The following is a 25,575-nucleotide window of genomic DNA, read 5'->3' on the forward strand; positions in this document are numbered from 1 at the left end:
CCGACCCCCGGGGAACGCCGCCCCCACCTCCGGATCCAGCGGAGGCACCCCCGAACCGCTCACCACTCGCTCCCCTCCACCGCGATCTCGACCAGGGAGCGGATCAGCGGATTCGCGTCCCCTTCCCTCCACGCCGCCACCACCCGGCTCCGCGCCATGTCCAGCAGCGGCACCACGGCCAGATCCCCCGGCAGCTCGTGCCCGAGCGGCGCCAGGCCGACCGTACTGCTCCACAGCACAGCCTGCTGGCACTCCCGCACCGTCCGCACCACCGGGCCCTCGCGCGGCCGGCCGCCGTGCCAGTACGCCTGCCAGAGCGGGTCGGTGCCCGGCGGGAAGCGGAACCAGCGGCGGTCGTCCAGGTCCGCCAGCCGCAGCCCCCCGCTGCGGGCCAGCGGGTCGTCGGCGTGCAGGACGACGCCGACCGGGTCGCTGCGCAGCGTACGGACGGCCAGCCCCGTGCCGTCGAAGGGCGCCCTGGTCAGGGCGACGTCGACCAGGCCCGCGCGCAGCCCGCAGGTCGGGTCGGTCAGGTCGGTGTCGCGGATCCGGACGTCGATGCCGGGGTGGCGCCGGCGGTAGGCGGCCGCCAGGGCGGCCATCCCCAGCCCGGTGCCGTCGGCCACCATGCCGACGGTGACGCTCACGAGGCCGGCCGCCGCCGCGCCGACCCGGGCGCGGACGCGGTCGGCGTGCTCCAACAGGCCCCGCGCCTCGTCGAGGAACACTGCGCCCACGGCGGTGAGGCCGACCCCGGCGGGCGAGCGCGTGAACAGCTCCGCCCCGACCTCCGCCTCCAGCCGCCGGATCGCCCGGCTCAGCGGCGGCTGGGTCATGTGCAGGCGCAGGGCCGCCCGGCCGAAGTGGAGTTCCTCGGCGACGGCGACGAAGTAGCGCAGGTTCTGGAGCTCCACGCTGCCACGATACCTGTACGGTATCGGCGGCGCCGAACGGGTCTTGGACAACCCGCGCGCCCGACGGTGGAGTTGGACCATGACCGACATCACCGAACCCGCCGTCGTCCTGGTCCGCCCCGGCGAGGGCGAGACGATCCTGCTGGGCACCACCCGCATGCGCGTCCTGGAGGACGGCAGCCGCACCGGGCACCGCCTCGCCGTCGCCGAGTCCGTCCTCGCCCCGCACACCGACGGCCCGCCGCAGCACCGCCACGCCGAGCACGACGAGGGCTTCTACGTCCTCTCCGGCACCATCCGCTTCACCGTCGGCGACCAGCACCACGACGCCCCCGCAGGCACCTTCGTCCTCGTCCCGCCCGGCGCCCCGCACACCTTCGCCAACCGGACGGACCACCCCGCCGTACTGCTCAGCACGTTCACCCCCGACCTGTACGTGCAGTACTTCCGCGACCTCGCGGAAGTACTCGCCTCGGGGCGCCCGATGACGCGCGAGGCGAACGTCGAGACGATGAGCCGCTACGCGACGGGCCCGGCACAGTGAGCGCCGCCTACTGGATCGTGGCCGTCCCCCTGGCCCTCTTCTACGCCTACGCCGGCGCCCTGAAGACGACCCGCACCCGCGACCGCCTCCGCCCGATGATGGCCTGGGTCGACCGCGTCCCCCTGCCCGCCCTCCGAGCCCTGGGCACAGCCGAACTCCTCGGCGCGGCAGGCCTGTTCCTCCCCGCACTCGCCCCGGCCGCCGCCCTCGGCCTCACCCTCCTCCAAGCCGGCGCGATCCCCGTCCACCTCACGGGCGGCGACCGCCGCATCGGCCTCAACGCCGCCCTCCTCACCGCCGCCGGCACGGCCTTCGCACTGGCCCTGGCCCGCTGAGCCGCGCCGGCGCCGGGCCGCCGTCCATATCTGTTCCACCGCTCTGGACGACGCACCGAGGTACGCCCCGTACACGCCCTTCAGCCCGTCATCGTGTGCGGCCCTACCGCCGGTTCGAGCAGCGACAACGTCCGCTGCTGCGCATCGAGGCCGACGCGGATGCCGACCGGCATCGGCAGATTCGGGCCGGCATGCCCGAACTCGACGTTGCCCAGGACCGGGATGTCACGGTCGCCGAGGACATCGAGGACGATCTCGGGCAGGGTCGGGGACGCCCCGGGCTCGAGTCCACCGATCTCGCGCGGAACGCCCACGATCATGCCGGAGATCCGATCGAGGATGCCGCAGTGTCGCATCACCTGCAGATAGCTCCACACGTGTGATGCCAGGCCGCCCATCTCCTCCCAGAACAGCACCGCGCCATCGAACCGTTCGAGCGGCAGCGCGAAAGGCGTCGCCTGCGCCAGCACGATGCGATTGATCACCCCGCCGATCAGCCGGCCTTCGACACGACCAGGACGCCAGCACTCCCACGACGGGCTCGCAGGCAGCGCACCGATCGCCTCGGTACCGGTCAGCAACCTGGAGTAGAGCTTCTCGAGATCTGCTCGGCGCGCCGCGGGCGCAGACTGCCAGTGCCCGCCGAAGCCAGGGACGGCCATGTCGGCATGGAACCCGACCAGACCCGTGCGCGCATGGAGCACCAGATGCAGCAGCGAGATGTCGCTGTAGCCAAGGATGGGCTTGGGGTCGGCCCTGATCGCCTCGACGTCGATCAGGTCGAGGTAGCCGAGCGCCGTCTGGCCGCCGTCACTCGCGACGATCGCGCGCACCTCGGGATCACGCAGAAGACCATTGAGTTCCCCGGCGATCTCCGCCGGCGTGGCCGCGCTCCACCAATGGCGGCGTCCTACGTCGAGCAGCGGAGCCCGACGCACGCGGAACCCCATGCGCTTGAGCACCACGGCCGTCTGCTCGACGTTGGGCTCGTAAGCGGCTGACAGCGGACCGGACAGCGATGCGATGACAACGAGATCGCCGGGCCGCAGGGCACGCGGTCGAAGCAGTTGAGGCAGTGCAGAACCAGTCATGGCGTCAGCGTCGCCGGTGCCATGGGTGGGGTCACGCGACTTTCGCCGGTCGTCCGCCCCAGCGCAGGCCCTTCTCGCTGCGGATGCGGGCGCGCTCCCGGCGCTGGGCGGCCAGGACGCCGGGCTCAGCCCCGGAGGGAGGCGAGCCAGGAGGTCAGCAGGCGGTTCACCTCCTCGGGGCGCTCCTGCTGCACCCAGTGCCCGCAGCCGTCCAGGACGTGGGCGGCGTCCAGGCCGGGGAGGGTGGTCGGGTAGGCGTCGATCGCGTCGGCCATCCAGGTCGTGGAGGCGTCCAGGGCGCCGCCGATGAACAGGGACGGCTGCCGGATCGGGGCTCCGCGGTACGGGGCGAGGTCCTCCCAGTCGCGGTCCATGCTGCGGTAGCGGTTGAGTGCGCCGGTCAGGCCGGTGCGCTCGAACTCCCCGGCGTAGACGTCGAGTTCCTGCTCGCTCAACCACGCCGGGAGCGGGCCCGCGGGGAAGCGATCGCGCAACCGACGGCCCGGGGTGACGAAGTGCGGGTCGGGCTCGCCGTCGGCGGGCATGGTGTCGGCGGACAGGGCCGCGTAGAAGCCCGCGAGCCAACCCCGGACGTCGGGCTCGATCTCCGCCTCGGCGCGGCCGGGCTCCTGGAAGTAGGAGACGTAGAACTCCTGCTCGGGGCCGCCGATCCGGCCGAAGACCTCGGTCGGGCGGGGGCCGCCGGGCGGCGCGTACGGGACGCTCAGCAGGCCGACCGCGCGGAACACTCCGGGGTGGAGCAGCGCGGAGGCGGCGGCGATGTTGGAGCCCCAGTCGTGACCGACGATCACCGCGTCCTCCTCCCCGAGGGCGCGCACGACGGCGAGGTTGTCCTCCACCAGGTCGAGCATCCGGTAGGCGTCGGTCGCGGCGGGCCTGGACGAGCGGCCGTAACCGCGCACGTCGATCGCCACGGCCCGGTACCCGGCCGCCGCGAGGGCCGGGAGCTGGCGGCGCCAGGAGTACCAGGACTCGGGGAACCCGTGGACGAGGAGGACCAGCGGGCCGGCGCCCTGCTCCACCAGGTGCAGGCGCCCGGCGGGGGCTTCGACGGTGCGGTGGCGCGGTGCGGCGGTCGGCTCGGATCGCATGGGGCTTCTCCTCGGTTCGCGGGCGGGCGGCGGGAACCCCTTGATCATGCGGCGCCGCGGCCGCTCGGCGCGATCAGCGTTGCCGTTCTGGCAAGATCGCAGGACAGAGCGGTGAAGCGGCGCGGAGGAAAGGAACCGGGCGGTGGCAAGTGACGACGTGACCCGGACGCTGGCGGCGATGGGGCCCCGCCTGCGGACCGTGCGCGAGCGCCGTGGGGTCACCCTCACCGACGTCAGCCGCGCGACCGGCATCTCGCCCAGCACGCTCTCACGGATCGAGACCGGCCGGCGCAAGCCCACCCTGGAGGTGGTGCTGCACCTGGCCCAGGAATACGGAGTCGGCCTGGACGAGCTGGCCGGCACCGCACCCGAACCCCGCAGCCCGGCGCCGCCCAGCTTCGGCGACGACAAGGCGGTGCTGCCCCTGACCCGCTACGTCGGCGGCCTGCACGCCCACAAACACGTCCTGCCCGCCGCCACCCAGCCACCCGGACGCCCCCGCCAGACGTCCCACGAGGGCCACGAATGGCTGTGCGTCCTCTACGGCCGGCTGTGGCTCGCACTCGGCGACCAGGACCTCGTACTCACGGCCGGAGACGCCGTCGAGTTCGACACCCGCACCCCTCACGGAGTAGCGAACGCGGGTTCCACCGGCCCGGTCGAGTACCTGATCATGTTCGGCCCCCAGGGAGAACGCCTCCGACTCCGCACCCCTCCGACCGCCGGCCCCGGAATCGGTGGCGGAAGAGCCACTGAATGAACGGCTGCGCCAGATACGCGACGGTGCTCCAGTGCACCCACGGATGGTTCGAAGGATCGGTGCGGGGTCAGCGTTCGGCGCCGCGGATGCCCTCGAGCACCAGCGTGACGTACCTGCGCCAGTCACCCCCGCCGGTCATGTTCGCCATGGCGCCACGGATGATGAGCACGAAGTCACGAGCGTGGAAGTCGTCACGGAGGCGGCCCGCGTCGACGGCACGCCGCACGACGCTTTCGATGATCGCCGAGAAGTCCGTCTTCTCGGCAGCGATGTCGTTCCAGCGCGGCTCTTCCGGGCCGAGGAGCGCAAAGCGGAACGCGGCATCGGCCTGGACGGATTCCAGATAGCCGTAGAGCAGCGTCTCGAACGCCGTCCAGGGGTCCTCGGTCTCGTCGGCGGCGCGAGCGAGGGCGGTCATCGCCTCGAACCGGCGGCCGATGATCGCCGCGAGTAGCGCCTGTTTGTCGGCGAAGTGCCGGTAGAGGGTGCCGACGCCCAGGCCGGCACGCGCGGCGATCTCGTCCATCTGCACGGCGTCGCCCCGCAGGGCGAAGAGCTCGCCGGCGGCGTCGAGGACGGTTTCGCGGTTGCGCCGGGCGTCGGCGCGCAGTGGGCGTTCGGGGGCGGTCATGGTCGCTCCACTGTAGTTGACGTTGCGGGGAGGCCGCCCGTACATTCGGAACCGGAGTTCAGGTTCATGTTAGGGGAGATGAGATGATCGTCGTCACCACGCCGACGGGACAGATCGGCAGCCAACTGGTTCGTCAGTTACTCGAGCAGGACAAAGAGGTCCGGGTCATCGTTCGTGACGCCTCGCGTCTGGATGACTCGGTCCGCGAGCGGGTCGAGACCGTCAGCGGTTCCCATGACGATCCGGCCGTGCTCGACGAGGCCCTGCCCGGTACCGATGCGCTGTTCTGGCTCGTCCCACCGGACCCGCAGGCACCGAGCGCCGAGGCGCACTACCTCCGTTTCGCCCGGGCGGGCGCCGCCGCTGTTGCGCGGCACGGGGTCGGCCACCTCGTCGGTGTGTCCAGCGCCGGCCACGGCTGGCCGTCCCCGGCCGGCGTCCTGTCGGCGGCCTTCGCGATGGACGCCGAACTCGGCACCTCCGGTGCTGCGTACCGGGCGCTCTCCATGCCCTTCTACATGGAGAACCTCCTCAGGCAACTCGACGCCATCGGCGGGCAAGGCGCGTTCTCCCTGACCTGTGCGGGCGACCTGCCGCTGGCGACGACCGCGACGCGGGACATCGCCGGCACCGCCGCCGGCCTGCTCACCGATCTGTCCTGGACCGGGCAGGAGAACCTCCCCGTGTTCGGCCCCGACCGACTGACCCCTGAGGGGATGGCCGAGGTGATCGGCCAGGAGCTCGGGCGTCCGATCGCCTACCGCCGCCTGAGCAGCGACGACTTCGCGTCGCTGCTGCGCTCCCGGGGCGCCGGCGACCAGGCGGTCAAGGACATGACCGAGGCGTTCACCGCCCAGGACCACGGCATCTACGACACGGACTGGGCCATCGCCAGGCCCACACCGACAGACTTCCGCTCCTGGTGCAGGGAAGTCCTCAAGCCCGCTGTGGACGCCCGGGACTCCTGACCCGAGCGAGACTCAGCCGGCCGAACAGACCCACCTGGGATCACCCCGGGGAATCTCGATCCCGCCCATGCGGTCGTCGCCGCGACCGACCCGGCCGGTGAGCAGACCTGCTCACCGGCCCCTCTGCCCCGCAACGTGGCACGTCCCGTACCAGGGCACGGTGGTTCCGCGCCGCCGAGCGGTCAGCCGACGCTCCGGCAGCCGGCCTGCAGGGTGAACAGTCGGCCGGTCTCGGACGAACAGGGCGTTCAAGCCGGGTTCTCTGAACTCATTGCCGAGCACTGCTCGTGGCCACGATGTCGATGGCGACTCGAAGCGGTGTTTCCGCCTTCCCCAGTAGGGCGCGGGTGATGGCGATCGCCTGGACGATGCTCGTGCCGCGCTCGGCCAGGAAGGCCTGGACGGCCTCCATTCCGTCGTTCTCAAGGACTGGTCGGGATTGCTCGACCAGCGCGGCCCAGTGTGCGGCCTCCTCGGGGCTCAGCCCGATGACGTGGTCAAACACGACTTCTTCCTTCCCGCGATGGGCCGATGGATTGTGTTCGCGCCTCGCCAGAGCCCAGCGCCACAGTCAGAACTCGTACGGCGTCAGCGTATTGAAGGCGGTCGAACTGAAACGGGCCGAACCCCGAGTAGTCGCGCTTCTTGCGGTGGGGTTGTTCGAAGGAGTCCCAGGTCACGTGGTCAGGAGTCACCGTGATGCCGGCCATGAGCGGCCAGCATCCCCACTCACCGCATTCGCAGCCGAGTACGGGTGTCTTCGGCCCCATGGTTCCGGTGGAACGTCCATGGAAATGATCGTCCATCGGGCCGAATCGGAAGAACTGCGGAACAAGGCCGCCATAGGCGTTTCCGGCCGGTTGCATCCCGGCGTTCATCTCGAACTGGTCGATCAAGTCGGTGAGTGGTGTTCCGCCAATGCACGGGACCACTTCCAGCACGCCACGATCAGCGAGGCGTCGGCAGTCGAAGATGATCTCCTGGCTGGTCATGCGCTGATTGTTACAGCTCGTTCCTTCCCCGTTCCTCCGATTATGGTGGGCAGTCATGGCCGGGTCAGCGGGGCTCTGGAGGCTGGCTGCGAGTAGGGATACCGAGGTCGACAACGGCCCGACGGTCGCGCCGCCTGTTGATCTGGGCCAGTTTGGCCGACCGGTGCGCCCGCACTGGCCGCGCCCAGTCCCAAGCCGTTTGATGTCGGCGCTGTCGAGCACGTGCGGCCCGGGCCGTCGAGCCGGGCGACGGCGATCATCGCGCGCCCGACGCGTTTGGTTGTCGTCGTACGGGGTGACCGTCAGTAGTGGAAGCTGAGCCGGATCACCAGGCAGTCGCCGGGCAGGGTCTCCAGGTACTCGTTCGCGAACCGGTGGTAGTCACCGGATTCGCCCAGGTCCCGGCCCCAGTCCTCGAGGGTGCCGTCGATCCACCGGCCGTCCAGGAGCAGCAGGTGGTTCGTCGGGATGACGCGTTCAGTCTCACTACGGACGAACTTCGCCTGGTCGTCGCCGAAGTAATCGATGGGGTCGGACAAGAGGGGGGAGAGTCTGCAGACCTCGTGCGATTCGTTGGCCTCCTTGATCAGCGGCTGCTCGTAGTAGTCGTCGCGGGCCTGGGCGACGGGGTAGGCGACGAGGTCCTGGCGAGCGCGTGCGATGAAGTCCTCGAACGGCAGGGCGGGCGGGAACCTCGCGGCGAACGTGTGCCACTCCTGCCAGCGTTCGGCGGCGCGCGTGGCCACGGGCGCCCTTGCGGCGTGGAAGTCGAGGAGGGCACGCGGGCCGCCGTCCCAGCGGGAGGGGGTGCGCTGCCGGGTGATGCCTCGTGGCCCGGTCGGGTGGAAGATCAGGCGGGGGTCCGCCTCGTTCGCGGGCGAGACAAGGAATCCGTCACCGTCGTACCCGCCGTAGATGTGCCACGAGTCCCATTCGCCCTGCCAGGCGGAGCCGCCGGTCTGCTCCGCGTAGTCGTAGGGCGCCATGGCGGCCGCGATCGCCGCCTCGACCTCGTCCGGCGGGGTCGGGGGGAGGCAGACGGTCAGGAGGCCCTTGGACATGGTGCGCGCCTTCAGAGAGATGATCATGCGAGGTCGGGGCCGGAGCCTACAACGGCCCCGGCCGCCCGCGCCGCCTAGTTTTCCGGTGCCCCGTCGGAGCGGCCCTCGATCGCGGCCTTCCCTCCGACGAAGGCCACGCCCATCACGAGGACGGCCGCGCCGGCGGCGGCCGCCACCTTCAGCCCCGTCACCAGGAACTGCTTGTTCTCGCTGTCCTTCTGGTACTCCCGCCCCACGTTCTCGTCGAGCCGGTCGTGGAGGGCCTCCCGCTGCTCCCAGCTGAGGCCGTCCCGGCCGAGGTCCTCCCGGATGGCGTCCCGCTGGTCCTGGGAGGCGCGGTGGAAGTGGTCCTGGCTCCTGTCGTTGGAGGCGAGCGTCTCCTTGTGGGCCTCCTTGACCGCGTCGATGTTGCTCTTGCCGAGGTCCTTGAAGGAGGGGAACTGCTCGATGAGCTTGAGCCGCGCCTCGGTGGCCATGTCGGGCATCGCGGCCGCGAACCTGAGCACCTTGTCCTTGGAGACGTTCCGCCAGGTCTCGATCCCCAACTTCCGCTTGACCTCGGCCTCGTCCGCCCCGCCCATGTCCTGACTCCGTCCGCCGCGCCGTGATGTTCCCCGGATCTTACGAGGTCGTGAGCGAATCGGTCGGGGGCGTGTCGGCCTAAGGCTTCGGCTGATAGGTGATTCAGTGGGCCGTCATGCTGACGGGCACGAGTTCGGTGCTCGGCTGTGGCGGGTGGCCCGCTGGGCGGCGCGGTCGGAGACCAAGTCGGCGACGGCGCGGTGGGTAGCGGCGTAGTGCTCGCGGCGTCCGAGGAAGCGTTCCAGGGGGCGCCACTGCTTGTACTCAGCGTTGGCGTGCTCGACGCAGATCCTCGCGGAGGACTGGCGCCGCCGCTGCTCGCGCCAGGCATACTGCTCGCCGAGCGGCACGTCTTCCTTCGGTTTCTTCGGCGGGGCACTGACCTGGTCGGGGAACTCGTTAGCCAGACCCCGATAGCCCTCGTCGGCCTCGGCTCTCACGCCCGGATGGAGGCGGAACTGCTCTGCAATCCCCTCTGTGCGGACGCCCGTCTGGTCGTGCAGCGCGGACTCACAGCGAGCGGTCCACGGGGCGTCCAACTCCTCGATCAAACGGCCAAGATGACCACGCGAGATGCCCGTGAAGGCAGGACGGGACAAGGCCGCGCGGGCCCATTCCTTCGTCGTCACACACCAGGAACCCGTGCGGCCACCTCTAGATCACGTCCAGTGAGAGCCTTGGCCTACTGCCACGAGAGTTCAGTCTTCGCGGCGGCGAAGGCGGATCAGCCCAAGGGCTGGGTTTCACAGCCACCGCTTTGCGGCCTCGACGCTGTCGCCGCCGCTGGTGTTGAACGCGATCGCGGCACCTGGTGCATGCTGCCGGATCAGGTTCACGACCTGCTCGAAAAACGTCAGAGCAGGCTCCGGTTTGCGTATCCCGCCCCCGATGACGACGACGTCCCAGTCTCGTTCAGACAGTGCTGCGACAACCGTGGACTCGGCTGATTCGTCCGGCGCAATCAGCCCCATGGAAGCGTCGATGGCGTGTTCGCCAAAACGGGCCAGTTCCTTGTCCAGGACCGCGCGCATGGCGTCCCCGTCCATACCAGGCACTGCGTGAGGGTCGAAACCAAGAATGAGAACGGAAGGCATGCCCCGTGTGACGATCAGCCAACCGTGTCCGTTCCCGCTGCATGAAGGTGCCGTCTGGGTGGCAACAGCGTCAGTGCTCCGACCGCAGAGGTTCGCCGCGTTGGACGGCCGTCCCCGCCTGCTCGACCGTGACGACGAGGACGTCGTCGTCCGGACGGCCCCGGTTGCCCGCCACCTTCCACCGCACCCACGGGGTGGGCTACTTCCACGGCTGCTGCTCGATCGGCGACGACACCCCCTGGGGCATCGACCACCACAAGAAGGGTGCCGCGAACATACTGGCCGCCGAACGCACAGAACGCGCCCGCATCCGAAGTGAGAAAGGCGTCCGCTGGGGCGGACAGCCTCTCAGGAGCGCAGCTCGATCCGGCCTGGCGGGCCTGTCCGGCCGCATCACTAGGGTTTCGGCCATGAGTGACGACGTTCGTATGACCGCTTCGGCATCGGATCCGTCGGGGGTGGAAGGGTGGTGGACGGACCTGCCGTGGCTGGTGAACGCTGATCCGGAGCGGGTTCTGGGGTTGCTGGCTTCCGATGCGGCTTCCGATGCGCGGCTGATGGCTGCGGTCTACCGGGCGTCGGTGGACGTGCACCGGGAGGCGCCACCGTGGGTGCGGCGGCAACTGCTGGCCCTGGACGCGGCTCGGTACGGGGACCGGGAGTTGTCGGCACGGATTGCCGCCGTGTCGGTGGAGGGTGTCGACACCGAGCCGTGGCGGGTGCTGTGGTCCACCGGCGCGCAGAGTGACCCGCACTTCCGGATGAACCCGTCCGGTCACACCGGCGGTGTCGACGCGGTGGTGACAACCTTCTCGGACGGCCGCCACGTCGTGGTCACCGGCAGCAAGGACCGGACGGTCCGGGTGCGGGACCTTGAGACCGGCCAACCGGTCGGCGGGCCCATGAGCGACCTCAACGGCAGGGTGTGGGCGGTGGCGACGGAGGTCGTGGACGGTCGGCCGTGCGTCGTCACGGCCGGCGACTGGGCGGTACTCGCGTGGGACCTGGCCACCCGCCGGCAGACGGGCGAGCTGCCGGGGATCAACGGTGAGGTGTGGTGTCTGGGGACGGCTGTCGTCCAGGGGCGACCGTGTGCGCTCGCCAGCGACGACGACGTGTCCGTGCGGGTCTGGGATCTGGCCGGTGGGGAAGTGGTCGGCGAACTCACCGGACACGACGACTTCCTGATGGCCGTCGACACGCTGGTGATCGATGGCAGGCCCCATGCGGTGGGCTGTATGAGCGGTGGCAAGGTCTGGCTGTGGGACCTGACGACCGGACAACCGGTCGGGGAGCCCCTGTCGGGCCACGACGGCGAGGCGTGGGCGGTCGCGACAGCGGTCGTCGACGGCAGAGCCCACGCGATCACGGCAGGTTACGACGCCACCGTGCGTGTGTGGGACCTGGTCATGGGACGGGAGGTCGGCAGGCTGGTCGGCCACGAAGGCACCGTGTCCGCGGTGGTGACCGCGGTGATCGGTGGAGAACTCCGGGTCGTCACCGGTGGTTCGGACGGAACGGTGTGCCTGTGGGAGCCGGCCACCGGGCGGCAGATCGGCCGGGAGCTGGTGTTTCCCGCGCCGGTCCATGCGCTGACCGTGACCCCGGAAGGCTCGCTCGTGGTGGGCTTCGGCAGCGACGTCGCGGTCCTGTCCCTGCATTCCGACCCCGACTCCACCGGGCCGTGAGCCGTTGGTGCTGTGACCGGGTGAGGGCGGGGCTCACCTCAGCAGGAGGAAGGCGTCCCAGTCCCCGCTGTCCGTACCGGGGTTGGTGTGGGCGTGGAGGGCCAGGGCCGCGCCGGTGGTGCCCTCCAGGAGGGTGGCGGGTTCAGGTGCGGTGAGGGCGTCGGTGAGGGCGCGGGTGGTGGCGGTGGCGAGGGCGGGGAGGTGGGCGGCGAGGGCGGCGGAGCCGTCGGCCATGCGGTGGGTGATGCGGAGGAGGCCGGCCGGGCCGTGGCAGAGGCCGGGGCCGGAGAGGTGCCAGGTGGCGGGGTCGGCGAGGGTGGCGGCGAGGTCGGTGACGGCCGTGGTGCGCCAGTCCTCGCGGTCGAGGGCGGCGCCCGCCAGGTGGAGTGCGCGGGCCACGCCCGGGGTGCCGTAGCACCAGGCGGCACGGGTCGTGGCCTCGGCGTCCGGGCCGTCGAGGCGGACGGTCATGGGCCAGCCCCCGGCGGGCAGGCGGTGGGTGGTGAGCCAGAGTGCCAGCGCCTCGATCGCCTCCTCCTGGCCGGGGACGCGCACGCCCCGGGACCAGGCCAGGGACAGCAGGGCGAGCGGCCCCGGAATCCCGTGCGCCAGGCCGAGGTTGACGTGCCCCTCGGCCTCGGGCAGTCCCGGTCCGCCCGCCGTCCACCAGCGCGGCCGCGCCCCGCCGGTCGGCGCGGCCAGGTCGACCAGGGCGGTCAGGACGGCGGCCAGCGAGGCCCCGTACGGTTCGAGGTCCAGCAGGAGCCGGCCCAGGCCGGAGGCCCCCGAGACGGTGTCGAAGGTGTGCGCCCGCAGGCCCGCCCCCGCCGCCAGGTCGGCCCGCAGCGCGGCCGCGCGGCCGACGGCGGACTCCCCGACCCGGGGCACCAGCGCGTCCAGCAGCCCCCGGTACTCGCCGGGGGCCCGCGCCATCGTGCGGGCGGCGAGCGCCACGGCGGCGGCGCCCGAGTACAGGCCGCCCCCGCGCATGGCGCCTGGCGCCCGTACGGCGGCGGCGAGCCGCTCGTGCGCGGCCCGCCGCAGCGCCGGGTCCTCGCCCGCCAGCACGCCGAGCGCGAGCGCCTCGCCGCTGAGGCCGGCCCCGAGCCCGGGGGCCGTCACGGCGGTCGGCCGGGCGAGTTGGGCGGTGACGGCCGCGACGGCGTCGGTGGGGTTCATCGGACCTCGCTCGGCTCGGTGGGCGTGGGGGACCTTCGTGGGGCTCTCAGGCGCAGACGTGCTCGCCCGACGTGTGCCCGACCGCCTCCGGGAACAGCACCCGCTCGACCGTGGTGCTGCCGTCCGCGCGGCGGGCCTCGGTGTGCAGGACGCCCAGCGCCGCCCACGGGGTCCTGACGGCGTAGAGGGTGCGCGGGCCGTACGGGGTGGTGAGCTCGGCGATGCGCTCGGCGGTGAAGTGCCGGTCGTCGCAGGTGACGTCGACGATCTCCTCCTGGTCGGCGTAGAGGAAGGTCACCCACCGGCCGCCGTGCACGCCGGCCGCGTCGAGCGCGTTCACGGCGGGCGTGGCGTCGCCGGGGAGCGGGTCGGTCGTGCAGCCGACGTCCTGGGTGGTGGTGTCCTCCTCGAGGTGCAGCTCCCGCCCGGTGCAGAACCGGCCGTCCGGCAGGGGCCAGAAGTACCAGACCGTGCCGCCCTCGTCCCGGTAGTGCCCCCACTGCTCCCCGGGCGGGTTGTTCTTCGAGGCGGCGCGGATCCGTGCCAGCCCGGCCGCCACATCGCCCGGGACCGGCGGCTCGAACGCGCCCGGCGGGATCGTGGCGGACGGTGCCGGCCCCGCGTGCGTGGACGTGGACGAGGTGCAGGAGACCAGAGCGGCCAGTGCCAGCCCGGTGACCGCCGATACGACGGCATGCTGACGCAGCGAGTCAGGTTTCACGTTTCCCCCCGTGTACGACCTCATCGATCCGGCGATCCTACGACGGTGGGGCCGGGCGCGTGCGGTGGGCCTCCAGGGCGCCCCGGGCGAGGGCGTAGGCGCGGCGTTCGGCTTCGCGGTCGATGCCGATGAGGCGGTTGTGGCCCATGTGGAGGAGGGACGCCAGGGCCGGGCCCGCGTCGGATGGTGCCAACTCCCCCGCATACCGCCCGAGTTGGGCCGCCCGCAGCCGCCAGGCCTCAGCGAGGGATGCATCCTCCGGCAGCAGGCCGCCGCCGGGCGCGGCGGGCCCGTCCGGGCCGATGGCGCGCAGGGCGGCGGCGCGGTGGGTGCGGAACGCCCGGTGGTGTTCCTCCGACTTGGGGTACGTCGCGGCGATCCAGCCCCCGAGCGCGGGCGCCCCCGGCCGGGCCGCGAGGAAGTCACGGGCGGCGGCGGTGAGGTTGACGGCGGCGAGCAGTTCCCCGGGCTCGACGCGAGCGCCACGGGCCAGGCGCAGCGCCGCCAGCGCCACCAGGCTGTCCGCGTGGAAGACCCGTTCGGCGTTCGCGAGCGCGTCCGGGCCGCCGTACCGGTCGGTCTCGGGCGTGTAGCTGTCCAGCCGCAGGTCGGCGGCGAGCCCGGCCCGGCGCAGGTCGTGGGCCCAGTCGTGGAGGGCGGGCAGCAGGCCGGCCGTGAGTGCGGACGGCGTGCCGTGGAAGCGCAGGCGCAGGTGCGGGGCGGGGTCGCGGTAGCGGACGAAGAACCAGCGGTCGACCTCGCCGGGCAGGACGGCGAGCAGCCGGGGCAGGTGCTCGGCGAGGATCTCGTCCTGGCGGGCCTCGGTCGCCGCGAGCCGGGCGAACAGCCACGGCCCGCCGGGGAGTTCGGGCGTACGCGTGCCGTGCCGGGCAGGCAGGGCACGTCGCTCCCGCACGGACGAGCGGCCCAGCCGCCGCAGCGGGACGACGAGTTCGGCGGTGTGCGCGCCCCCGGGCCCGCGCAGCCAGCCACCCTCCCCCGCGAGGTCCTCCTGCAGGACGGTGGGCCGCCCCGTGCGGGCCTGACTGCGCAACAGCCGCTGGTGCCAAGGGTTGTCGAGGTCGAGCCCGATCCGCTGGTCCCCGCTGAGCAGCCGGACCGACGCGGGCACGCCCCAGCGGCGGCGCCACCGCGCGAGGCCGTCCGCCCACTCCTCGTCCGTGCAGGCGCCGGACGGCACCGGGTCGGTGAGCCGCCACGCGGCGGGCGCGAGGACGACCCGCCCGCAGCGCACCCGTGGCAGGGCGGGGGCGCCGGCGGACGCGCCCCAGTCCCAGGGCTGCCACGGGCGTTGGCCGGTGAGCGCGACCTCCTGGAGGAAGCGGGCCGCGTTCGGGGCGCCGGTGCGCAGGTTGAGCGCGTGGTGGGCGGTGGCGCGGATCTCGCGGCCGAGGCTGCGGGAGTGGACGGCGAGGCGTTCGGTGTCGGCGAGGACGAGGAGGTCGTCCAGCGGGAGGGCGGCGGGGCCGCCGGGGTCGGGGAAGGCGCTGACGGTGACGCGGTGGCCGAGCCAGCGCGGGGTCAGGGCGATGTTGGCGTGGCGGGGGCGGTAGGGGGTGAACTCCAGGTGGGTGTCGAGGAGTTCGTTGTTCTCGGGGCCGACGGCGGCGGCGAGCAGGGCGGCCCCGCCGCCGAGGTGGGCGGCGAAGCGCCCGAAGGTGGCCCCGGCGCGGTCGCTCCCGGCGGTCGGGGAGAGCACGAGCCTGAACTCCCCGGCGTCCAGGGCCTCCAGGGAGTCGGCGGCGAGTTCGGCGTACAGCTCCAGGGAGGCGGGCGGGGTGTCGGCGGGGCCGCCCTCCTCCGGAGCGGCCAGCCGCGCGATCAGCTCCTCGCCCAGGACGACCTCGGGCAGCGGGCCGCCCGGCTCGCGGTCGGCGAGCGCACCGGCGGCGAGTTCGGCCAGCAGCCGGTCGCGGGCCGCATCGGCGTCCGTACGGGTACGGGCGGGCTGCGGGTTGGCGGCGCCGCGCGGGCCGACCGGGCGGCGGTACCCGGCGGGCGGGCCGAGGCCGGTGTCGGGGTCGAGCAGTTCGGTGAGCGGGACGGGGCTGTCGGTGCCGTACCGCTCGACGAACTCCACGTGGTAGGCGCGCAGATGCTCGGGTGCGGTGGCAGGCGGGGAGAGCCGCCACAGGAGGGTGGCGGTGTGCTCCAGCTCGGTGCGGACGGGCTCGGGCAGGACCACCTCGGCGTCCAGGGCGAGGTCCGCGTGCAACGGGCGGTCGCACGCAGCGAGGCGGGTCATCCGTCGGCGCGTCTCGCGCAGGACGGCGGTGGCCCGCCCGCGCGGCAGGTCCGCCGCCCGGGCCAACTCGGCACGCACGGCCGCCAGTTCTGAGGCGACGGGATGCCCCTCGGGCAGCCGGTCGAGGACGTGCCCGAGCAGGTCGGTGCTGTCCGGCGGCGGCGTGAGGTCGGTGAGCAGGAACCCCTGGCCGACGAGCGTGCGTACGAGCGCGGCGATCGCCTCGGCGGGCGCGGCGGGGAACTCGGCGGCGAGCGCGGCGAGCAGCTCGCCGTGGAGCAGCGGGCGTTCGGCGTGCCGGACGGCGGCGAGGACGACGGCGGTGGCGCGCACCGTCCGCTCGGTGACGGGCTCCCCGGCGGTCGCGGCGCCGCGTTCGGGCAGGTACGGCAGGACGAGCCGGTCGCCGCGCCGGGCGATCTGCTGGTCGGCGGCGAGCCGCAGGCGGGCGAGCACCGCCGGGTCGGTGCGCAGCCCGTCCAGGAGCGGGAGCAGCCAGCCGAGGTCGGGGCGGAAGGCGCGGCGTTCGGCGCCGTCCCAGCGGACCTCGGCCCGGGGGCCGAAGCGCGCGGTGGCCACGGCGGCCATCAGGCCGAAGGGGGTGGGGCGGGTGGCCATCCGCAGCCGGTAGCGGCCGACGGCCTCGGCGGCGCGGTGCAGGGCCGCACCGGTACCGGCACCCGCGCCGACCCGCTCCAGCAGGTCGGCCAGGGAGGGGCTGGAGACCTCGACCGCCTCCCGAAGGACGGGATCGGCGGCGGCCTCGGCGAGCTGGGCCAGCGGGTCCGGGTCGTCGGGGGCGTCCTGCCGCCGGCCGGCCGGTGCGGGCGTACGCAGCAGGACGGGCGTACGCGCCAGTGCGGGCGTGCGCAGCAGGACGGGCCCGGTCGCGGCGAAGAGCGCGTCCCGGTGACGCCCCGTGTGCTTCCTCGTCCCCACCCTGCCCCCGAGTCCCTCGTGTGAGTCGTCGGGTCGTTCTATCCCGGCGGCCGAAAGCTGTCCATGGTTGATCAGAAGTCATCAAGAGTTGGCTGAATTCGCCTATTCATCCGGGTGCAGTCATTGTCGCGCCCCGCACAAGTGCCTAACGTCCGCTGCAGTCCGCCGTGGCGGCCCGTCGCGGCACAGACGAAGGGAGACCCTCATGGCCAACGACATGCAGGACCTGTTCGACCTCGATGTCCAGGACCTCGTCGCCGCCGAGACCGGCGAGCAGGAGGAAGCCGTGATCAGCATCTCGTGCGAGGGGTCCTGCACCCGCCCGTACTGCATCTGACCAGTGCGTTCCGCCTGACTCAGCCGTAGTACGGGTACGACCGGGCGCGGTTGCCCGGGCCGCTCAGCCGGCCCGGGCAGCCGCGCTCCGTCATGTCCGTCCCGCCCGGCTCATCGGCCCTGACTCCGCCGAGCGCTCCGCCGGGCACTCCGCCGCCGGGAGCGGCCCCCGCGCCAGGCGCAGCAGCTCCTCCGGCGTCAGCCCGGCCAGCCGCTCGCGGCCGAGGCGCAGCACCTCGGCGGCCGTGGCCAGCAACTCCGCCTCCGCGCCCGGGCGTTCGGGCAGATCGGCGCCGCCCCCGGCCAGGAACTCCCCCACCGCCGCACGCAGCCGCCCGACCCCCGCCTCCCGGACCGTGAACGAGAGGTGCACCGAGAGCCCCTCGCGCCCCGTCGCGGTGTGCGGCGCCCCGCGCGGCACGTACAGCACCTCGCCCGGCGCGAGCACGGTGTGCAGCGCCACCGGCCCCGGCTCGGGGGCGAGCCCCGGGTGCCACCGCCCGTCGGCGGGGGCCTCGTGGACGGTCCACTCCTTCTCCCCCGCGAGCTGGACGACCAGCACGTCCGCGTCGTCCCGGTGCACGTCCAGCCCGCGCCGGCCGGCGCCCGTCGCGAAGCAGAACGCCTCCGTGCGGCGGCCCAGCCGGAGCGCGATACCGGTGGCCAACTCCCGTACCGGGCCGTGCCACTGGTCCATCTGCGGCAGCAGCAGGGTGGCCCCCTGGTCCAGCAGTGCGGCGATCCGCCCGGGGTCCGCCCAGCCCTCCTCGCGCCGCCCCGCCACCGTACGGGCGGCGCAGAACCGCTCGGGCGCGACGACCTCGCCGTCCTGGACCATCTCCACGTACGGCACCCGCAGCAGCCCGCCGCGCAGCACGGCGTCCAGTTCCTCCGGGCGCGGCAGCCCGGCGGGCCACCGCTCGGGGCGGAACACCTGCGGCCGGCGGCCCTCCAGCGCCTTGCGGAAGGCGTCCGTATCCCCCGTCAACTCGTCCAGCACCATCGTCCTTCTCCCCAGGTCTCGTCCGGCAGTCGACCGTCCCATGGCGGGCGGATGAACGAGGGGGAGAAGCTCCACCACATGGCGGGAACCGGCCACCTTGCCGATTCCCGAGGACGCCACGAACCCGCAGGTCGGCACGGTCCTTCGCACCCTCCGCCGCAGGCCTCGGCGGGCGGAACGCCACATCGTGGGATGGATCACACCCTCACGAATGAACCTGCGGGCCCCTTGCTACGTACGCCGCCGCCCCGGCCAGCAGCACCGGAACCGCCGCCAGGGCGAAGCACAGCGGCAGCGGCACCCGCCCGATCAGCAGCCCGGCCCCGGCCGTCGCCGCCGCCGAACCGGCGTTGAGCGCGGTGTTCACCCACGCGCCCGCCCGCGTACGGGCCCCCGGGCCCGCGCTCTCGTCGGCGGCCAGGTACGCGGTGGTGACGGCCGGGGCCACGAACACCCCGGCCAGCGCCGCCCCGAGGACGAGCAGCCAGGGCCGGGGCGCCAGACCGGTCGCCGCCAGGACGGCCCCCAGTCCGATCGCGAGCCACGCCAGCCTCCGCCGGTTCGTCGCCCGCCACGTGACGGCGCCGTACGCGAGCCCGCCCACCGCGCTGCCCGCCGAGAGCGCCGCCAGCACCCAGGGCACCACCTGCGCGGCGCCCTGCTCGTCGGCGAAGGCGATCGCCAGCAGGTCCAGCGCCCCCAGCGCCACCCCGACCCCCGCCGCGACGGCGACCGCCCACCGCACCCGGAGCACCACCGCCCCGGAGGACCCGTCCTCCGAAGCGGCGGCCCTGCCCGCACCGCTCCACCCCCGCGCGACCGGCGACGCCGCCAGCGCCAACGCCCCGACCAGCACCAGCCCCGCACTCACCCCGACGGCCACCGAGGGCGCGGCCACCTTCACCAGCCCGCCGACCAGCAGCGGCCCGGCCACGAACAGCACCTCCTCGGCCACCGCGTCCAGGCTGTACGCCCGCGCCAGCAGCCCCCGCTCGGGCAGCAGTTCACCCCACATCGCCCGCATCACCGGCCCCAGCGGAGGCGTCCCCGCCCCGGCCACCCCGGCCAGCACCCCGAGCACCGCCCCCGGCACCCCGGGCCGCGCGGTCGCGACCGCCAACGCCCCCAGCGCCACCGCGTACCCGGCCGCCATCGGCGGCAGCACCCGCCTCGGCCCGTACCGGTCCACCAGCGCCGCCCGGGCCGGCGAGAGGAACACACTCGTCAGCCCGAACACCGCCATCACACCCCCCGCCACGGCGTACGACCCGGCGGCGTCCTTGACGGCCAGGACGAGCGCCAGCGAAACCATCCCGTACGAGAGACGCCCCACCAGCGCGGCCCCGAACGTCCGCGAGGCATGGGGAGTCCGCAACACCGCCGCGTACGACGGCGAAAGAGCAGAAGAAGACATGATCGTGTTCCTCGAAGAACGGCGCCGCACCGAGGGGCGCCCACACGTGCAAGGACAGCGAAAGGCCGCGCCCCACCACTCACGGGGCGCAGCCGCACTGATTCCTAGACACGGGGGAACAACATGCGCGTCAACCTAACAGACCCCCGCTGCCCCGCTGCGGCCCGATCGGGTGGCGGCGCCACCGAGGACGGCGCGGCTGCTCCACCACTCCCTCGGCCTCACGCCCCTGGACGGCCGCATGACGCTCCGCCCGGGGGGCGGAGGGGTGGCCGGGCTAGGAGACGAGGCGGTCGTCGACGAGCCGGGTGCCGGCCTGTTTGACGAGCTTCAGCACGGGTGAGACCTCCATGCTCTGCAGCCCGGCCAGGGACCCGATGCGGTCCGTGGTGAACTCGAACAGTTCGTCGAGGTCCCGGCAGTGCGCCACGGCGTGCAGGTTCCAGGGCCCGGAGACGGCCGCGACGAAGGCGATCCCGGGTTCCTGCGCGAGCGCGCGGCCCGCGCTCTTCACCGCCGACGGGTGCACGCGCAGCCAGAGGTTCGCGCGAGCGTGGTAGCCCAGCGCCGCTGCGGCGATCTCGACGTCGAGGTGGACGGCCCGCTGCCGGATCAGCGTGTCGAGGCGTCGCGCGACGCGTCCGGGTGTGAGGCCGGCGGCGGTGGCGAGGTCGACGAGACTGGCGCGGCCGTCGGCGGCGAGCGCGGCGAGCATCCGCTCGTCCTCGGGGGTGAGGCGCAGCGGCTCGCGGGCGACGACCGGCGCCTCGGTGAAGGGGGGCTCGCCGCCCCCCAACGCCGCCTCCTCCTGCGGGGACAGCGTGCCCTCCAAGGCGGTCCAGTAGTGACCGCGTCCGCCCAGGAACTGGCGGAGCATGGCGAAGGCGTTGATGTCGATCACCGCGGCCGTGCGGGGCAGCCGCCGCCCCAGGAGGTCCTCGCGCTGCTCCCGCGTCCGGGACTGCGTCGCGCAGGTGATCTCGCAGCCCGCCGCGCCCAGGGAGACCCAGTTGACGTCGTCCCGCCTGGCGAGCGCGTCGGCGATCGCCGCGACGCTGCCGGGGCGGCAGCGCAGGCGCACCAGCCACCTGCTCTGCCCCAGGGCGCCCGGATTGACCACACCGGCCACGCGCAGGACGCCGTCGGCGCGCAGGCGGCGGTACCGACGGTTGACGGCGCCCTCGGTCAGACCGAGGGCGGCCGCGATCGCGGCGAAGGACGCCCTCGGGGCGATCTGCACCGCCCGGATGATTCGCACGTCGTCGGGCTGCAGTGCAGCGGATTCCGTCATGAGTGCCCCTGTCATGCAGGCAATCGTACGAACGAGGGCTCGTGGCTCGCCCCCGACGCCGCACGGGCGGAACACTCGGGGCACACGCGGGTCCGCCCCGACGCGACCCGCGTCCAACGCCCGGCCCGAGTCCAACGCCCGGCCCGAGTCCAACGCCCGGCCCGAGTCCAACGCCCGGCCCGGGTCCAACGCCCCAAGAACGGAGACCACCGGATGTCATCGAGTGGCACCGAACAGCACCCGCCGACCGCTCTCCTCGTCGGGGCCTCGCGCGGCCTCGGCCACGCGATGGCGGCGGAGTTCCTCGACCGGGGCTGGCAGGTCGTCGGCACCGTACGCGACACCACCGTCCGGACACCGCTGCACGAGCTCGCGGACCGCGCCGGCGGGCGGGTGACGATCGAGCGTCTCGACATCAACGACCCCGCCCAACTTCCCCCGCTGCACGCACGCCTGGCGCACCGGCGGCTCGACGTGCTCTTCGTCAACGCGGGAACCACCAGCAACGAGCGGACGCCCGTCGGCGCGGTGGCGACGGCCGACTTCGTCGACGTGATGGTCACCAACGCGCTCAGCCCCCTGCGCGTCGTCGAAGCCCTGGAGGGCCTGGTGTCCCCGGCGGGACTCATCGGGGCGATGTCCTCCGGACAGGGCAGCATCACCAACAACACGACCGGAGGCCGCGAGGTCTACCGAGCCGGCAAAGCGGCGCTGAACATGCTGTTCCGGAGCCTCGCGGCCCGGCACGCCGGGTCTCGGCGCGCCTTCGTCCTCCTGGCGCCGGGCTGGATCCGCACCGCCCTGGGCGGCCCGGACGCGCCGTTCACCATCGAGGAGACCGTCCCCCTGCTGGTGGACGTCCTGCTCTCCCGGCTGGGCACGCCCGGCCTGGCGTACCTGGACCGCTTCGGCCGGACCGTCCCCTGGTAACCCCCGCGCCCCGGTGGCCGATGGGCGTGGCCGCCCCGGACCCTAGTCCTCCACCCGGCCCGGCAGGAGGAGGCTGAGCGGGACGGCCGCCGCGGTGAAGGCGGCGGCCCACCAGAAGGCGGTGGCGAAGCCCGGGGCGAGGGGGCCGCCGTCGGCCGTGGTGCGCTGGAGGATCACGACGAGGACGGCCGTGCCGAGGGAGCCGCCGATCTGCTGGGTGACGCGGCTGATGCCGGAGGCGGCCGGGATCTCGTCCTTGCGCAGGCCGACGAAGGCGCCGCCCATCAGGGCGATCATGGCCGCGCCCAGGCCGAGGCCCCGGACGAACAGCACGGCCATCAGCTCGGCGTTGCTCGTGGTCGCGGTGACGAAGCCGAACGGCACCGCGGCCGCGAAGGTGACGGCGAAGGCGAGGACGGCGACAGGGCGTGCGCCGATGCGGTCCATGGCCCGGCCCGCGAGCGTGCGGGAGATCAGGGTGCCGAGGCCCTGCGGGACGAGCAACAGCGCGGCGCCCAGGGCGGATTGGCCACGCACCTGCTGCCAGTACAGCGGCATGAGCAGCATGGCCCCGTACAGGGCGGCCCCGGCGAGGAGCAGCAGTGCGGACGAGGCGGCCAGGGCCCGGTGGCGCAGGAGCCGCAGGTCGAGGAGGGCGTCGGCCCCGCGCCGGAGCGCCCAGGCCGCGTACCCGGCCAGCAGGACGGCTCCGAGGAGCAGCGGCGGGAGCCCGGCCGCGCCGAGCCGCGTCAGCCCGTAGACGAGGGCGGCGAGGCCGGGCGGGAGCAGCAGCAGGCCGACCACGTCCAGGCGGGGGCGGGCGGAGGCCCGGGGCCCGTCCTCGGGCAGGTTGCGCCGGGCCAGGTACGCGCCGACGAGGCAGAACGGGATGTTGAGGAGGAAGATCCAGCGCCAGTCGCCCAGGTGCAGGATGGCGCCGCCGAGCACCGGGCCGAGGACGGGTCCGAGCGCGGTGGGGACGGTGATCAGCGCCATGACCCTGCCGATGGCGCGGCCCCCGGCGGCCTGCATGACCAGGGTGGACATCAGCACCATCATCACGCCGCCGCCGACGCCCTGGACGACGCGGAAGGCGATCAGGCTGGGTGCGTTCCAGGCCGATGCGCACAGCACCGATCCGGTGAGGAAGAGGCCCAGGGCGAGCAGCCACAGCCGCTTGCCGCCGAGCGCCGCCTGCGCCCAGCCGACGGTCGGCATGGTGGCGGACAGGGCCAGCAGGTAGGCGGTGGTGACCCACTGGACGGTGGAGAGCGGGGCGTGCAGCTGCCCGGCGAGGTCGTCGACGGCGACGCTCATGATCGTGGTGTCGAAGATGACGGCGAGGGCGCCGACGATCAGTGTGGAGACCAGGCGCCGCAAGGTCGGATCGACCTTCTCGGCGCTCGGGGCGGGTGGTGACTGGGTACGGCCGGCGTTCATCGACGCCCCCCTTAAGATACAGGGCTCTATCTTGCGATGCCCACGCTAGGCCGCCGAGCTAAGATAGGCAAGTCTTTCTAATTCGAGGAGCTCAAGGAGCTCAAGGAGAGCGACGATGACCGAACGGCGCCGCGGAGCCGCCCTGGAGAACGCCCTGCTCGACGCGGCCTGGGAGGAGCTCACCGCCGTCGGCTACGCCCGGTTCACCGTCGACGCCGTCGTCAAGCGCGCCGCCACCAGCCCCCCGGTCGTCTACCGCCGCTGGCCCGACCGCGAGGCCCTCGTCCGGGCGACCCTCGCCCACGTCCTGCGCCGCCACGTCCTGGAGGCCCCCGACACCGGGAGCCTGCGCGGGGACGTCCTGACCCTCATGCGGGAGATCAACGCCACCCGCGTCCAGCTCGTCACCGCCATGAGCGTGCACCTGGCCGGCTACCACCAGGAGACCGGCACCAGCCCGCGCGAGCTCTTCGACCCCGCCAGGACCGGCCGCAAGGAGGCCGTCGACGCGATCTACGAGCGCGCCGTCGCCCGGGGCGAGGCCGATCCGCAGCGCCTCACCGAGCGCGTCAAGACCCTGCCGTTCGACCTGCTGCGCCACGAGTTCCTCACCACCCTCGCCCCTGTCCCCGACCACGTCCTCGAGGAGATCGTCGACACCCTGTTCCTCCCCCTGGTCCGCTGACGGGCGCCGGTCCGCCATCGGCGAGACTGGTGCGATCACGTGGACACGGGAGGGGCACGAGCATGGGCACGGACGTCGTCAGGGAGTTGGGCGCGGCACTCGGCCGCGGAGAAGAGGCGGTGACGCGCCTCGGCGCCGACCACCACCAACTGGCTGTCCCCGACGGCGGGTTCACCGTCGACATCCTCGGCGACCCGGGCACCGCCCACCGCGTCGTCCACCTGCTGCCGGGCGGCGGCCTCAACGTCGCCGCCGACTTCTGCACCGCGCAGGGCCGCAGCCTCGCCCGCTTCCTCACCGACCGCGGGTACCTCGCCGTCGGCACCACCCCGTCCGACCGCGCCGACCAAGGCCTCGACGGCCGGCGGGCGGACCTCGACCGGGTCGTCTCCGCCGCCACGGCCGCCACCGCCCTGCCGTACGACCTCCTCGGCCACTCCGCCGGGGCCGCCCTCGCCCTGGCCACCGCCGCCGCCCGCACCTCGGCCGAGGGCCCGCACCGGGTACTCGTCCTCGACACCACCGGCCCGTACGACCCGTCCACCGATCCCGAACTCGCCGCCCGCGCCTCCGCGTTGACCGACCATTTCGCCCAGCAGCTCGCGGCCGGCGTCCGGACGGTCGACCCCGGCCTGAAGGCCCTCGTCGCCCGCGCCGCCACCGACCCGACCGGCCCCACCGCCCTGCCCCGCCCGACCGCCGACGCGGCGCCGTTCACCAACCTCGGCCTCCTCCACTACGCCCTGATCCACACCCGGGACCTGCCCGGCCCCGCCAACTGGATCTACCACCGGGGCCACAGCGACGGCACCTACGCCTTCGGCCCCACCCCCGCCGAGGACCGCTTCACCCTCACCCACGCGCCCCTGCCCGTCTGGCAGGAGGCCATCGGCCGCCTCGGCGGCGGCCTGCAGTCCACCGCCCTGCTGCGCGACCTCGCCGCGATCTGGGCCGGCCGCACGGACGTCCTCCGGATCGACTGGGCCGCCATCCGCGCCGACGTCGTCTGGGTCAACACCGAACTCGGGCGCGGCGACCACGACTTCGGCCCCCGCCTCATCCGCGAGGGCGGCGCGGCCGTCGACTACCGTGTGGTTCCGGGCTACGGCCACGGCGACATCGTCTGGTCGGCCACGGCCGAGCGCGACGTCTGGCGCTCGCTCCTGCCCCGCCCGTGAGCAACGAACCGACCGACGGGGGGAGCCCGCCATGACGGAGATCCAGATTCCCGGCCCCGAACAGGACTGGCAGCCGGCCACCGTCTGCTCGACCCAGCGACCGGCCGCCTGGAACCGGTCGACACGACCGAAACTCCCAATCCCCCGGCCCCGTCCGCCTGATGCCGACGATGAGCGGGCCCCGGTCGGTACATCTCCGGCGCGAGTGACCCCGACCGAGGCCCGTCATGCCTCCTAACCTAGGCCGCACCGCAGACGGCGAACCCGCAGTGGGTCTCCTCCCCTGCGCACTCCGTCTCCGGCCTCACCACGCTCGACGGGAGACCCCGAAGCAATTGTCGGCCCGACGGAGCAACCCGGCCCGGGGGGCGACCGACCAGGACCTGTCCGGCCGATCATGACAGGGAACCTCCGGGATCTA

At 73.4% G+C, this 25,575-nt stretch carries 26 protein-coding genes; 9 read left to right on the forward strand and 17 right to left on the reverse strand.

The features are described from left to right. Positions 1-59: 59 nt before the first annotated feature. Positions 60-899: a LysR family transcriptional regulator gene (locus ACIRRS_RS00720; RefSeq protein ID WP_402963539.1), complete on the reverse strand. Its 840-nt coding sequence runs from the start codon at positions 897-899 to the stop codon at positions 60-62. A 94-nt stretch (positions 900-993) separates the two neighbouring features. Between ACIRRS_RS00720 and ACIRRS_RS00725 the strand changes: the two genes are divergently transcribed. Next, entirely contained in the window at positions 994-1,458 is a 465-nt protein-coding gene (locus ACIRRS_RS00725; RefSeq protein WP_402962764.1) for a cupin domain-containing protein, read from the forward strand. After that, positions 1,455-1,793 carry a DoxX family protein gene (locus ACIRRS_RS00730; RefSeq protein WP_402962767.1) on the forward strand — a complete coding sequence of 113 codons (339 nt, stop codon included), beginning with the start codon at positions 1,455-1,457 and terminating at the stop codon, positions 1,791-1,793. The genes ACIRRS_RS00725 and ACIRRS_RS00730 overlap by 4 nt, the downstream gene beginning before the upstream one ends. 80 nt (positions 1,794-1,873) lie before the next feature. On the opposite strand, the gene ACIRRS_RS00735 is transcribed toward ACIRRS_RS00730, so the two are convergent. Continuing rightward, entirely contained in the window at positions 1,874-2,884 is a 1,011-nt protein-coding gene (locus tag ACIRRS_RS00735) for an LD-carboxypeptidase (RefSeq protein ID WP_402962770.1), read from the reverse strand. Between the two features lie 125 nt (positions 2,885-3,009). After that, positions 3,010-3,996, reverse strand: coding sequence for an alpha/beta fold hydrolase (locus tag ACIRRS_RS00740; RefSeq protein WP_402962772.1), 987 nt, complete (start codon positions 3,994-3,996; stop codon positions 3,010-3,012). Between the two features lie 142 nt (positions 3,997-4,138). On the opposite strand from ACIRRS_RS00740, the gene ACIRRS_RS00745 reads away from it, so the two are divergent. After that, positions 4,139-4,756: a helix-turn-helix domain-containing protein gene (locus ACIRRS_RS00745; protein ID WP_402962775.1), complete on the forward strand. Its 618-nt coding sequence runs from the start codon at positions 4,139-4,141 to the stop codon at positions 4,754-4,756. 67 nt (positions 4,757-4,823) lie between these two features. Here the strand turns inward: ACIRRS_RS00745 and ACIRRS_RS00750 are convergent, their stop codons facing one another. Next, entirely contained in the window at positions 4,824-5,387 is a 564-nt protein-coding gene (locus ACIRRS_RS00750) for a TetR/AcrR family transcriptional regulator (protein ID WP_402962778.1), read from the reverse strand. Between the two features lie 83 nt (positions 5,388-5,470). On the opposite strand from ACIRRS_RS00750, the gene ACIRRS_RS00755 reads away from it, so the two are divergent. Beyond that, complete coding sequence (locus ACIRRS_RS00755; protein WP_402962782.1) at positions 5,471-6,355, forward strand: NAD(P)H-binding protein; 885 nt, start codon at positions 5,471-5,473, stop codon at positions 6,353-6,355. A 268-nt stretch (positions 6,356-6,623) separates the two neighbouring features. Here the strand turns inward: ACIRRS_RS00755 and ACIRRS_RS00760 are convergent, their stop codons facing one another. From ACIRRS_RS00760 to ACIRRS_RS00785, 6 genes are all read right to left on the reverse strand, one after another. Beyond that, positions 6,624-6,860, reverse strand: a complete 237-nt coding sequence (locus tag ACIRRS_RS00760; protein WP_402962785.1) for a hypothetical protein — start codon at positions 6,858-6,860, stop codon at positions 6,624-6,626. Beyond that, on the reverse strand, positions 6,853-7,347 hold the full coding sequence (locus ACIRRS_RS00765) for a hypothetical protein (protein WP_402962787.1): 495 nt from the start codon (positions 7,345-7,347) through the stop codon (positions 6,853-6,855). Before ACIRRS_RS00765 ends, ACIRRS_RS00760 begins: the two co-directional genes overlap by 8 nt. 302 nt (positions 7,348-7,649) lie before the next feature. Beyond that, positions 7,650-8,435 (reverse strand): hypothetical protein, encoded by a 786-nt coding sequence (locus tag ACIRRS_RS00770; protein ID WP_402962790.1) that lies wholly within the window; start codon positions 8,433-8,435, stop codon positions 7,650-7,652. A 47-nt stretch (positions 8,436-8,482) separates the two neighbouring features. Further along, positions 8,483-8,989: a hypothetical protein gene (locus ACIRRS_RS00775; protein ID WP_402962792.1), complete on the reverse strand. Its 507-nt coding sequence runs from the start codon at positions 8,987-8,989 to the stop codon at positions 8,483-8,485. Positions 8,990-9,103: 114 nt separating this feature from the next. Further along, the gene (locus ACIRRS_RS00780) at positions 9,104-9,619 is read right to left on the reverse strand and encodes a transposase (RefSeq protein ID WP_402962795.1); all 516 of its coding nucleotides are present in this window, start codon (positions 9,617-9,619) and stop codon (positions 9,104-9,106) included. A gap of 114 nt (positions 9,620-9,733) precedes the next feature. Beyond that, positions 9,734-10,084, reverse strand: a complete 351-nt coding sequence (locus tag ACIRRS_RS00785; RefSeq protein ID WP_402962798.1) for a hypothetical protein — start codon at positions 10,082-10,084, stop codon at positions 9,734-9,736. 410 nt (positions 10,085-10,494) lie between these two features. Between ACIRRS_RS00785 and ACIRRS_RS00790 the strand changes: the two genes are divergently transcribed. Then, positions 10,495-11,772: a WD40 repeat domain-containing protein gene (locus ACIRRS_RS00790; RefSeq protein WP_402962800.1), complete on the forward strand. Its 1,278-nt coding sequence runs from the start codon at positions 10,495-10,497 to the stop codon at positions 11,770-11,772. A 33-nt stretch (positions 11,773-11,805) separates the two neighbouring features. Here the strand turns inward: ACIRRS_RS00790 and ACIRRS_RS00795 are convergent, their stop codons facing one another. Genes ACIRRS_RS00795 through ACIRRS_RS00805 form a run of 3 tightly spaced genes read right to left on the reverse strand, consistent with a single transcriptional unit; the run spans position 11,806 to position 16,877 of the window. After that, positions 11,806-12,951: a lanthionine synthetase C family protein gene (locus ACIRRS_RS00795; RefSeq protein WP_402962803.1), complete on the reverse strand. Its 1,146-nt coding sequence runs from the start codon at positions 12,949-12,951 to the stop codon at positions 11,806-11,808. A 46-nt stretch (positions 12,952-12,997) separates the two neighbouring features. Continuing rightward, the gene (locus ACIRRS_RS00800) at positions 12,998-13,672 is read right to left on the reverse strand and encodes a hypothetical protein (protein WP_402962805.1); all 675 of its coding nucleotides are present in this window, start codon (positions 13,670-13,672) and stop codon (positions 12,998-13,000) included. A 37-nt stretch (positions 13,673-13,709) separates the two neighbouring features. Beyond that, positions 13,710-16,877: a lantibiotic dehydratase gene (locus tag ACIRRS_RS00805; protein WP_402962808.1), complete on the reverse strand. Its 3,168-nt coding sequence runs from the start codon at positions 16,875-16,877 to the stop codon at positions 13,710-13,712. Positions 16,878-17,082: 205 nt separating this feature from the next. Between ACIRRS_RS00805 and ACIRRS_RS00810 the strand changes: the two genes are divergently transcribed. Next, complete coding sequence (locus ACIRRS_RS00810; RefSeq protein WP_402962811.1) at positions 17,083-17,214, forward strand: hypothetical protein; 132 nt, start codon at positions 17,083-17,085, stop codon at positions 17,212-17,214. A gap of 90 nt (positions 17,215-17,304) precedes the next feature. Here the strand turns inward: ACIRRS_RS00810 and ACIRRS_RS00815 are convergent, their stop codons facing one another. The 3 genes from ACIRRS_RS00815 to ACIRRS_RS00825 all read right to left on the reverse strand — a co-directional run bounded on the left by ACIRRS_RS00815 (position 17,305) and on the right by ACIRRS_RS00825 (position 20,936). Further along, positions 17,305-18,216 carry a JmjC domain-containing protein gene (locus tag ACIRRS_RS00815; RefSeq protein ID WP_402962814.1) on the reverse strand — a complete coding sequence of 304 codons (912 nt, stop codon included), beginning with the start codon at positions 18,214-18,216 and terminating at the stop codon, positions 17,305-17,307. Between the two features lie 205 nt (positions 18,217-18,421). Continuing rightward, positions 18,422-19,630, reverse strand: coding sequence for an MFS transporter (locus tag ACIRRS_RS00820; protein ID WP_402962817.1), 1,209 nt, complete (start codon positions 19,628-19,630; stop codon positions 18,422-18,424). A 277-nt stretch (positions 19,631-19,907) separates the two neighbouring features. Then, positions 19,908-20,936 (reverse strand): Lrp/AsnC family transcriptional regulator, encoded by a 1,029-nt coding sequence (locus tag ACIRRS_RS00825; RefSeq protein WP_402962819.1) that lies wholly within the window; start codon positions 20,934-20,936, stop codon positions 19,908-19,910. A gap of 198 nt (positions 20,937-21,134) precedes the next feature. On the opposite strand from ACIRRS_RS00825, the gene ACIRRS_RS00830 reads away from it, so the two are divergent. After that, positions 21,135-21,851: an SDR family NAD(P)-dependent oxidoreductase gene (locus ACIRRS_RS00830; RefSeq protein WP_402962822.1), complete on the forward strand. Its 717-nt coding sequence runs from the start codon at positions 21,135-21,137 to the stop codon at positions 21,849-21,851. A gap of 42 nt (positions 21,852-21,893) precedes the next feature. Here ACIRRS_RS00830 and ACIRRS_RS00835 read toward each other — a convergent pair whose 3' ends face one another. Continuing rightward, the gene (locus ACIRRS_RS00835; protein WP_402962824.1) at positions 21,894-23,291 is read right to left on the reverse strand and encodes a DHA2 family efflux MFS transporter permease subunit; all 1,398 of its coding nucleotides are present in this window, start codon (positions 23,289-23,291) and stop codon (positions 21,894-21,896) included. Between the two features lie 115 nt (positions 23,292-23,406). Here ACIRRS_RS00835 and ACIRRS_RS00840 point away from each other — a divergent pair, with 115 nt between their 5' ends. Together ACIRRS_RS00840 and ACIRRS_RS00845 are read left to right on the forward strand one after the other, a co-directional pair. Next, positions 23,407-23,976, forward strand: coding sequence for a TetR/AcrR family transcriptional regulator (locus ACIRRS_RS00840; RefSeq protein WP_402962827.1), 570 nt, complete (start codon positions 23,407-23,409; stop codon positions 23,974-23,976). Positions 23,977-24,038: 62 nt separating this feature from the next. Then, positions 24,039-25,154, forward strand: coding sequence for a hypothetical protein (locus ACIRRS_RS00845; RefSeq protein ID WP_402962830.1), 1,116 nt, complete (start codon positions 24,039-24,041; stop codon positions 25,152-25,154). Positions 25,155-25,575 lie beyond the last annotated feature (421 nt).

Source organism: Kitasatospora sp. NPDC101183, assembly GCF_044767945.1.
Taxonomy (GTDB): Bacteria; Actinomycetota; Actinomycetes; order Streptomycetales; family Streptomycetaceae; genus Kitasatospora.

Excerpts from the sequence above, each read along its gene's own strand:
- ACIRRS_RS00725 (WP_402962764.1), top strand. The coding sequence starts at position 994 with ATGACCGACATCACCGAACCCGCCGTCGTCCTGGTCCGCCCCGGCGAG.
- ACIRRS_RS00735 (WP_402962770.1), bottom strand. The coding sequence starts at position 2,884 with ATGACTGGTTCTGCACTGCCTCAACTGCTTCGACCGCGTGCCCTGCGG.
- ACIRRS_RS00740 (WP_402962772.1), bottom strand. The coding sequence starts at position 3,996 with ATGCGATCCGAGCCGACCGCCGCACCGCGCCACCGCACCGTCGAAGCC.
- ACIRRS_RS00750 (WP_402962778.1), bottom strand. The coding sequence starts at position 5,387 with ATGACCGCCCCCGAACGCCCACTGCGCGCCGACGCCCGGCGCAACCGC.
- ACIRRS_RS00755 (WP_402962782.1), top strand. The coding sequence starts at position 5,471 with ATGATCGTCGTCACCACGCCGACGGGACAGATCGGCAGCCAACTGGTT.
- ACIRRS_RS00765 (WP_402962787.1), bottom strand. The coding sequence starts at position 7,347 with ATGACCAGCCAGGAGATCATCTTCGACTGCCGACGCCTCGCTGATCGT.
- ACIRRS_RS00770 (WP_402962790.1), bottom strand. The coding sequence starts at position 8,435 with ATGATCATCTCTCTGAAGGCGCGCACCATGTCCAAGGGCCTCCTGACC.
- ACIRRS_RS00775 (WP_402962792.1), bottom strand. The coding sequence starts at position 8,989 with ATGGGCGGGGCGGACGAGGCCGAGGTCAAGCGGAAGTTGGGGATCGAG.
- ACIRRS_RS00785 (WP_402962798.1), bottom strand. The coding sequence starts at position 10,084 with ATGCCTTCCGTTCTCATTCTTGGTTTCGACCCTCACGCAGTGCCTGGT.
- ACIRRS_RS00790 (WP_402962800.1), top strand. The coding sequence starts at position 10,495 with ATGAGTGACGACGTTCGTATGACCGCTTCGGCATCGGATCCGTCGGGG.
- ACIRRS_RS00795 (WP_402962803.1), bottom strand. The coding sequence starts at position 12,951 with ATGAACCCCACCGACGCCGTCGCGGCCGTCACCGCCCAACTCGCCCGG.
- ACIRRS_RS00810 (WP_402962811.1), top strand. The coding sequence starts at position 17,083 with ATGGCCAACGACATGCAGGACCTGTTCGACCTCGATGTCCAGGACCTC.
- ACIRRS_RS00815 (WP_402962814.1), bottom strand. The coding sequence starts at position 18,216 with ATGGTGCTGGACGAGTTGACGGGGGATACGGACGCCTTCCGCAAGGCG.
- ACIRRS_RS00820 (WP_402962817.1), bottom strand. The coding sequence starts at position 19,630 with ATGTCTTCTTCTGCTCTTTCGCCGTCGTACGCGGCGGTGTTGCGGACT.
- ACIRRS_RS00825 (WP_402962819.1), bottom strand. The coding sequence starts at position 20,936 with ATGACAGGGGCACTCATGACGGAATCCGCTGCACTGCAGCCCGACGAC.
- ACIRRS_RS00830 (WP_402962822.1), top strand. The coding sequence starts at position 21,135 with ATGTCATCGAGTGGCACCGAACAGCACCCGCCGACCGCTCTCCTCGTC.
- ACIRRS_RS00835 (WP_402962824.1), bottom strand. The coding sequence starts at position 23,291 with ATGAACGCCGGCCGTACCCAGTCACCACCCGCCCCGAGCGCCGAGAAG.
- ACIRRS_RS00840 (WP_402962827.1), top strand. The coding sequence starts at position 23,407 with ATGACCGAACGGCGCCGCGGAGCCGCCCTGGAGAACGCCCTGCTCGAC.
- ACIRRS_RS00845 (WP_402962830.1), top strand. The coding sequence starts at position 24,039 with ATGGGCACGGACGTCGTCAGGGAGTTGGGCGCGGCACTCGGCCGCGGA.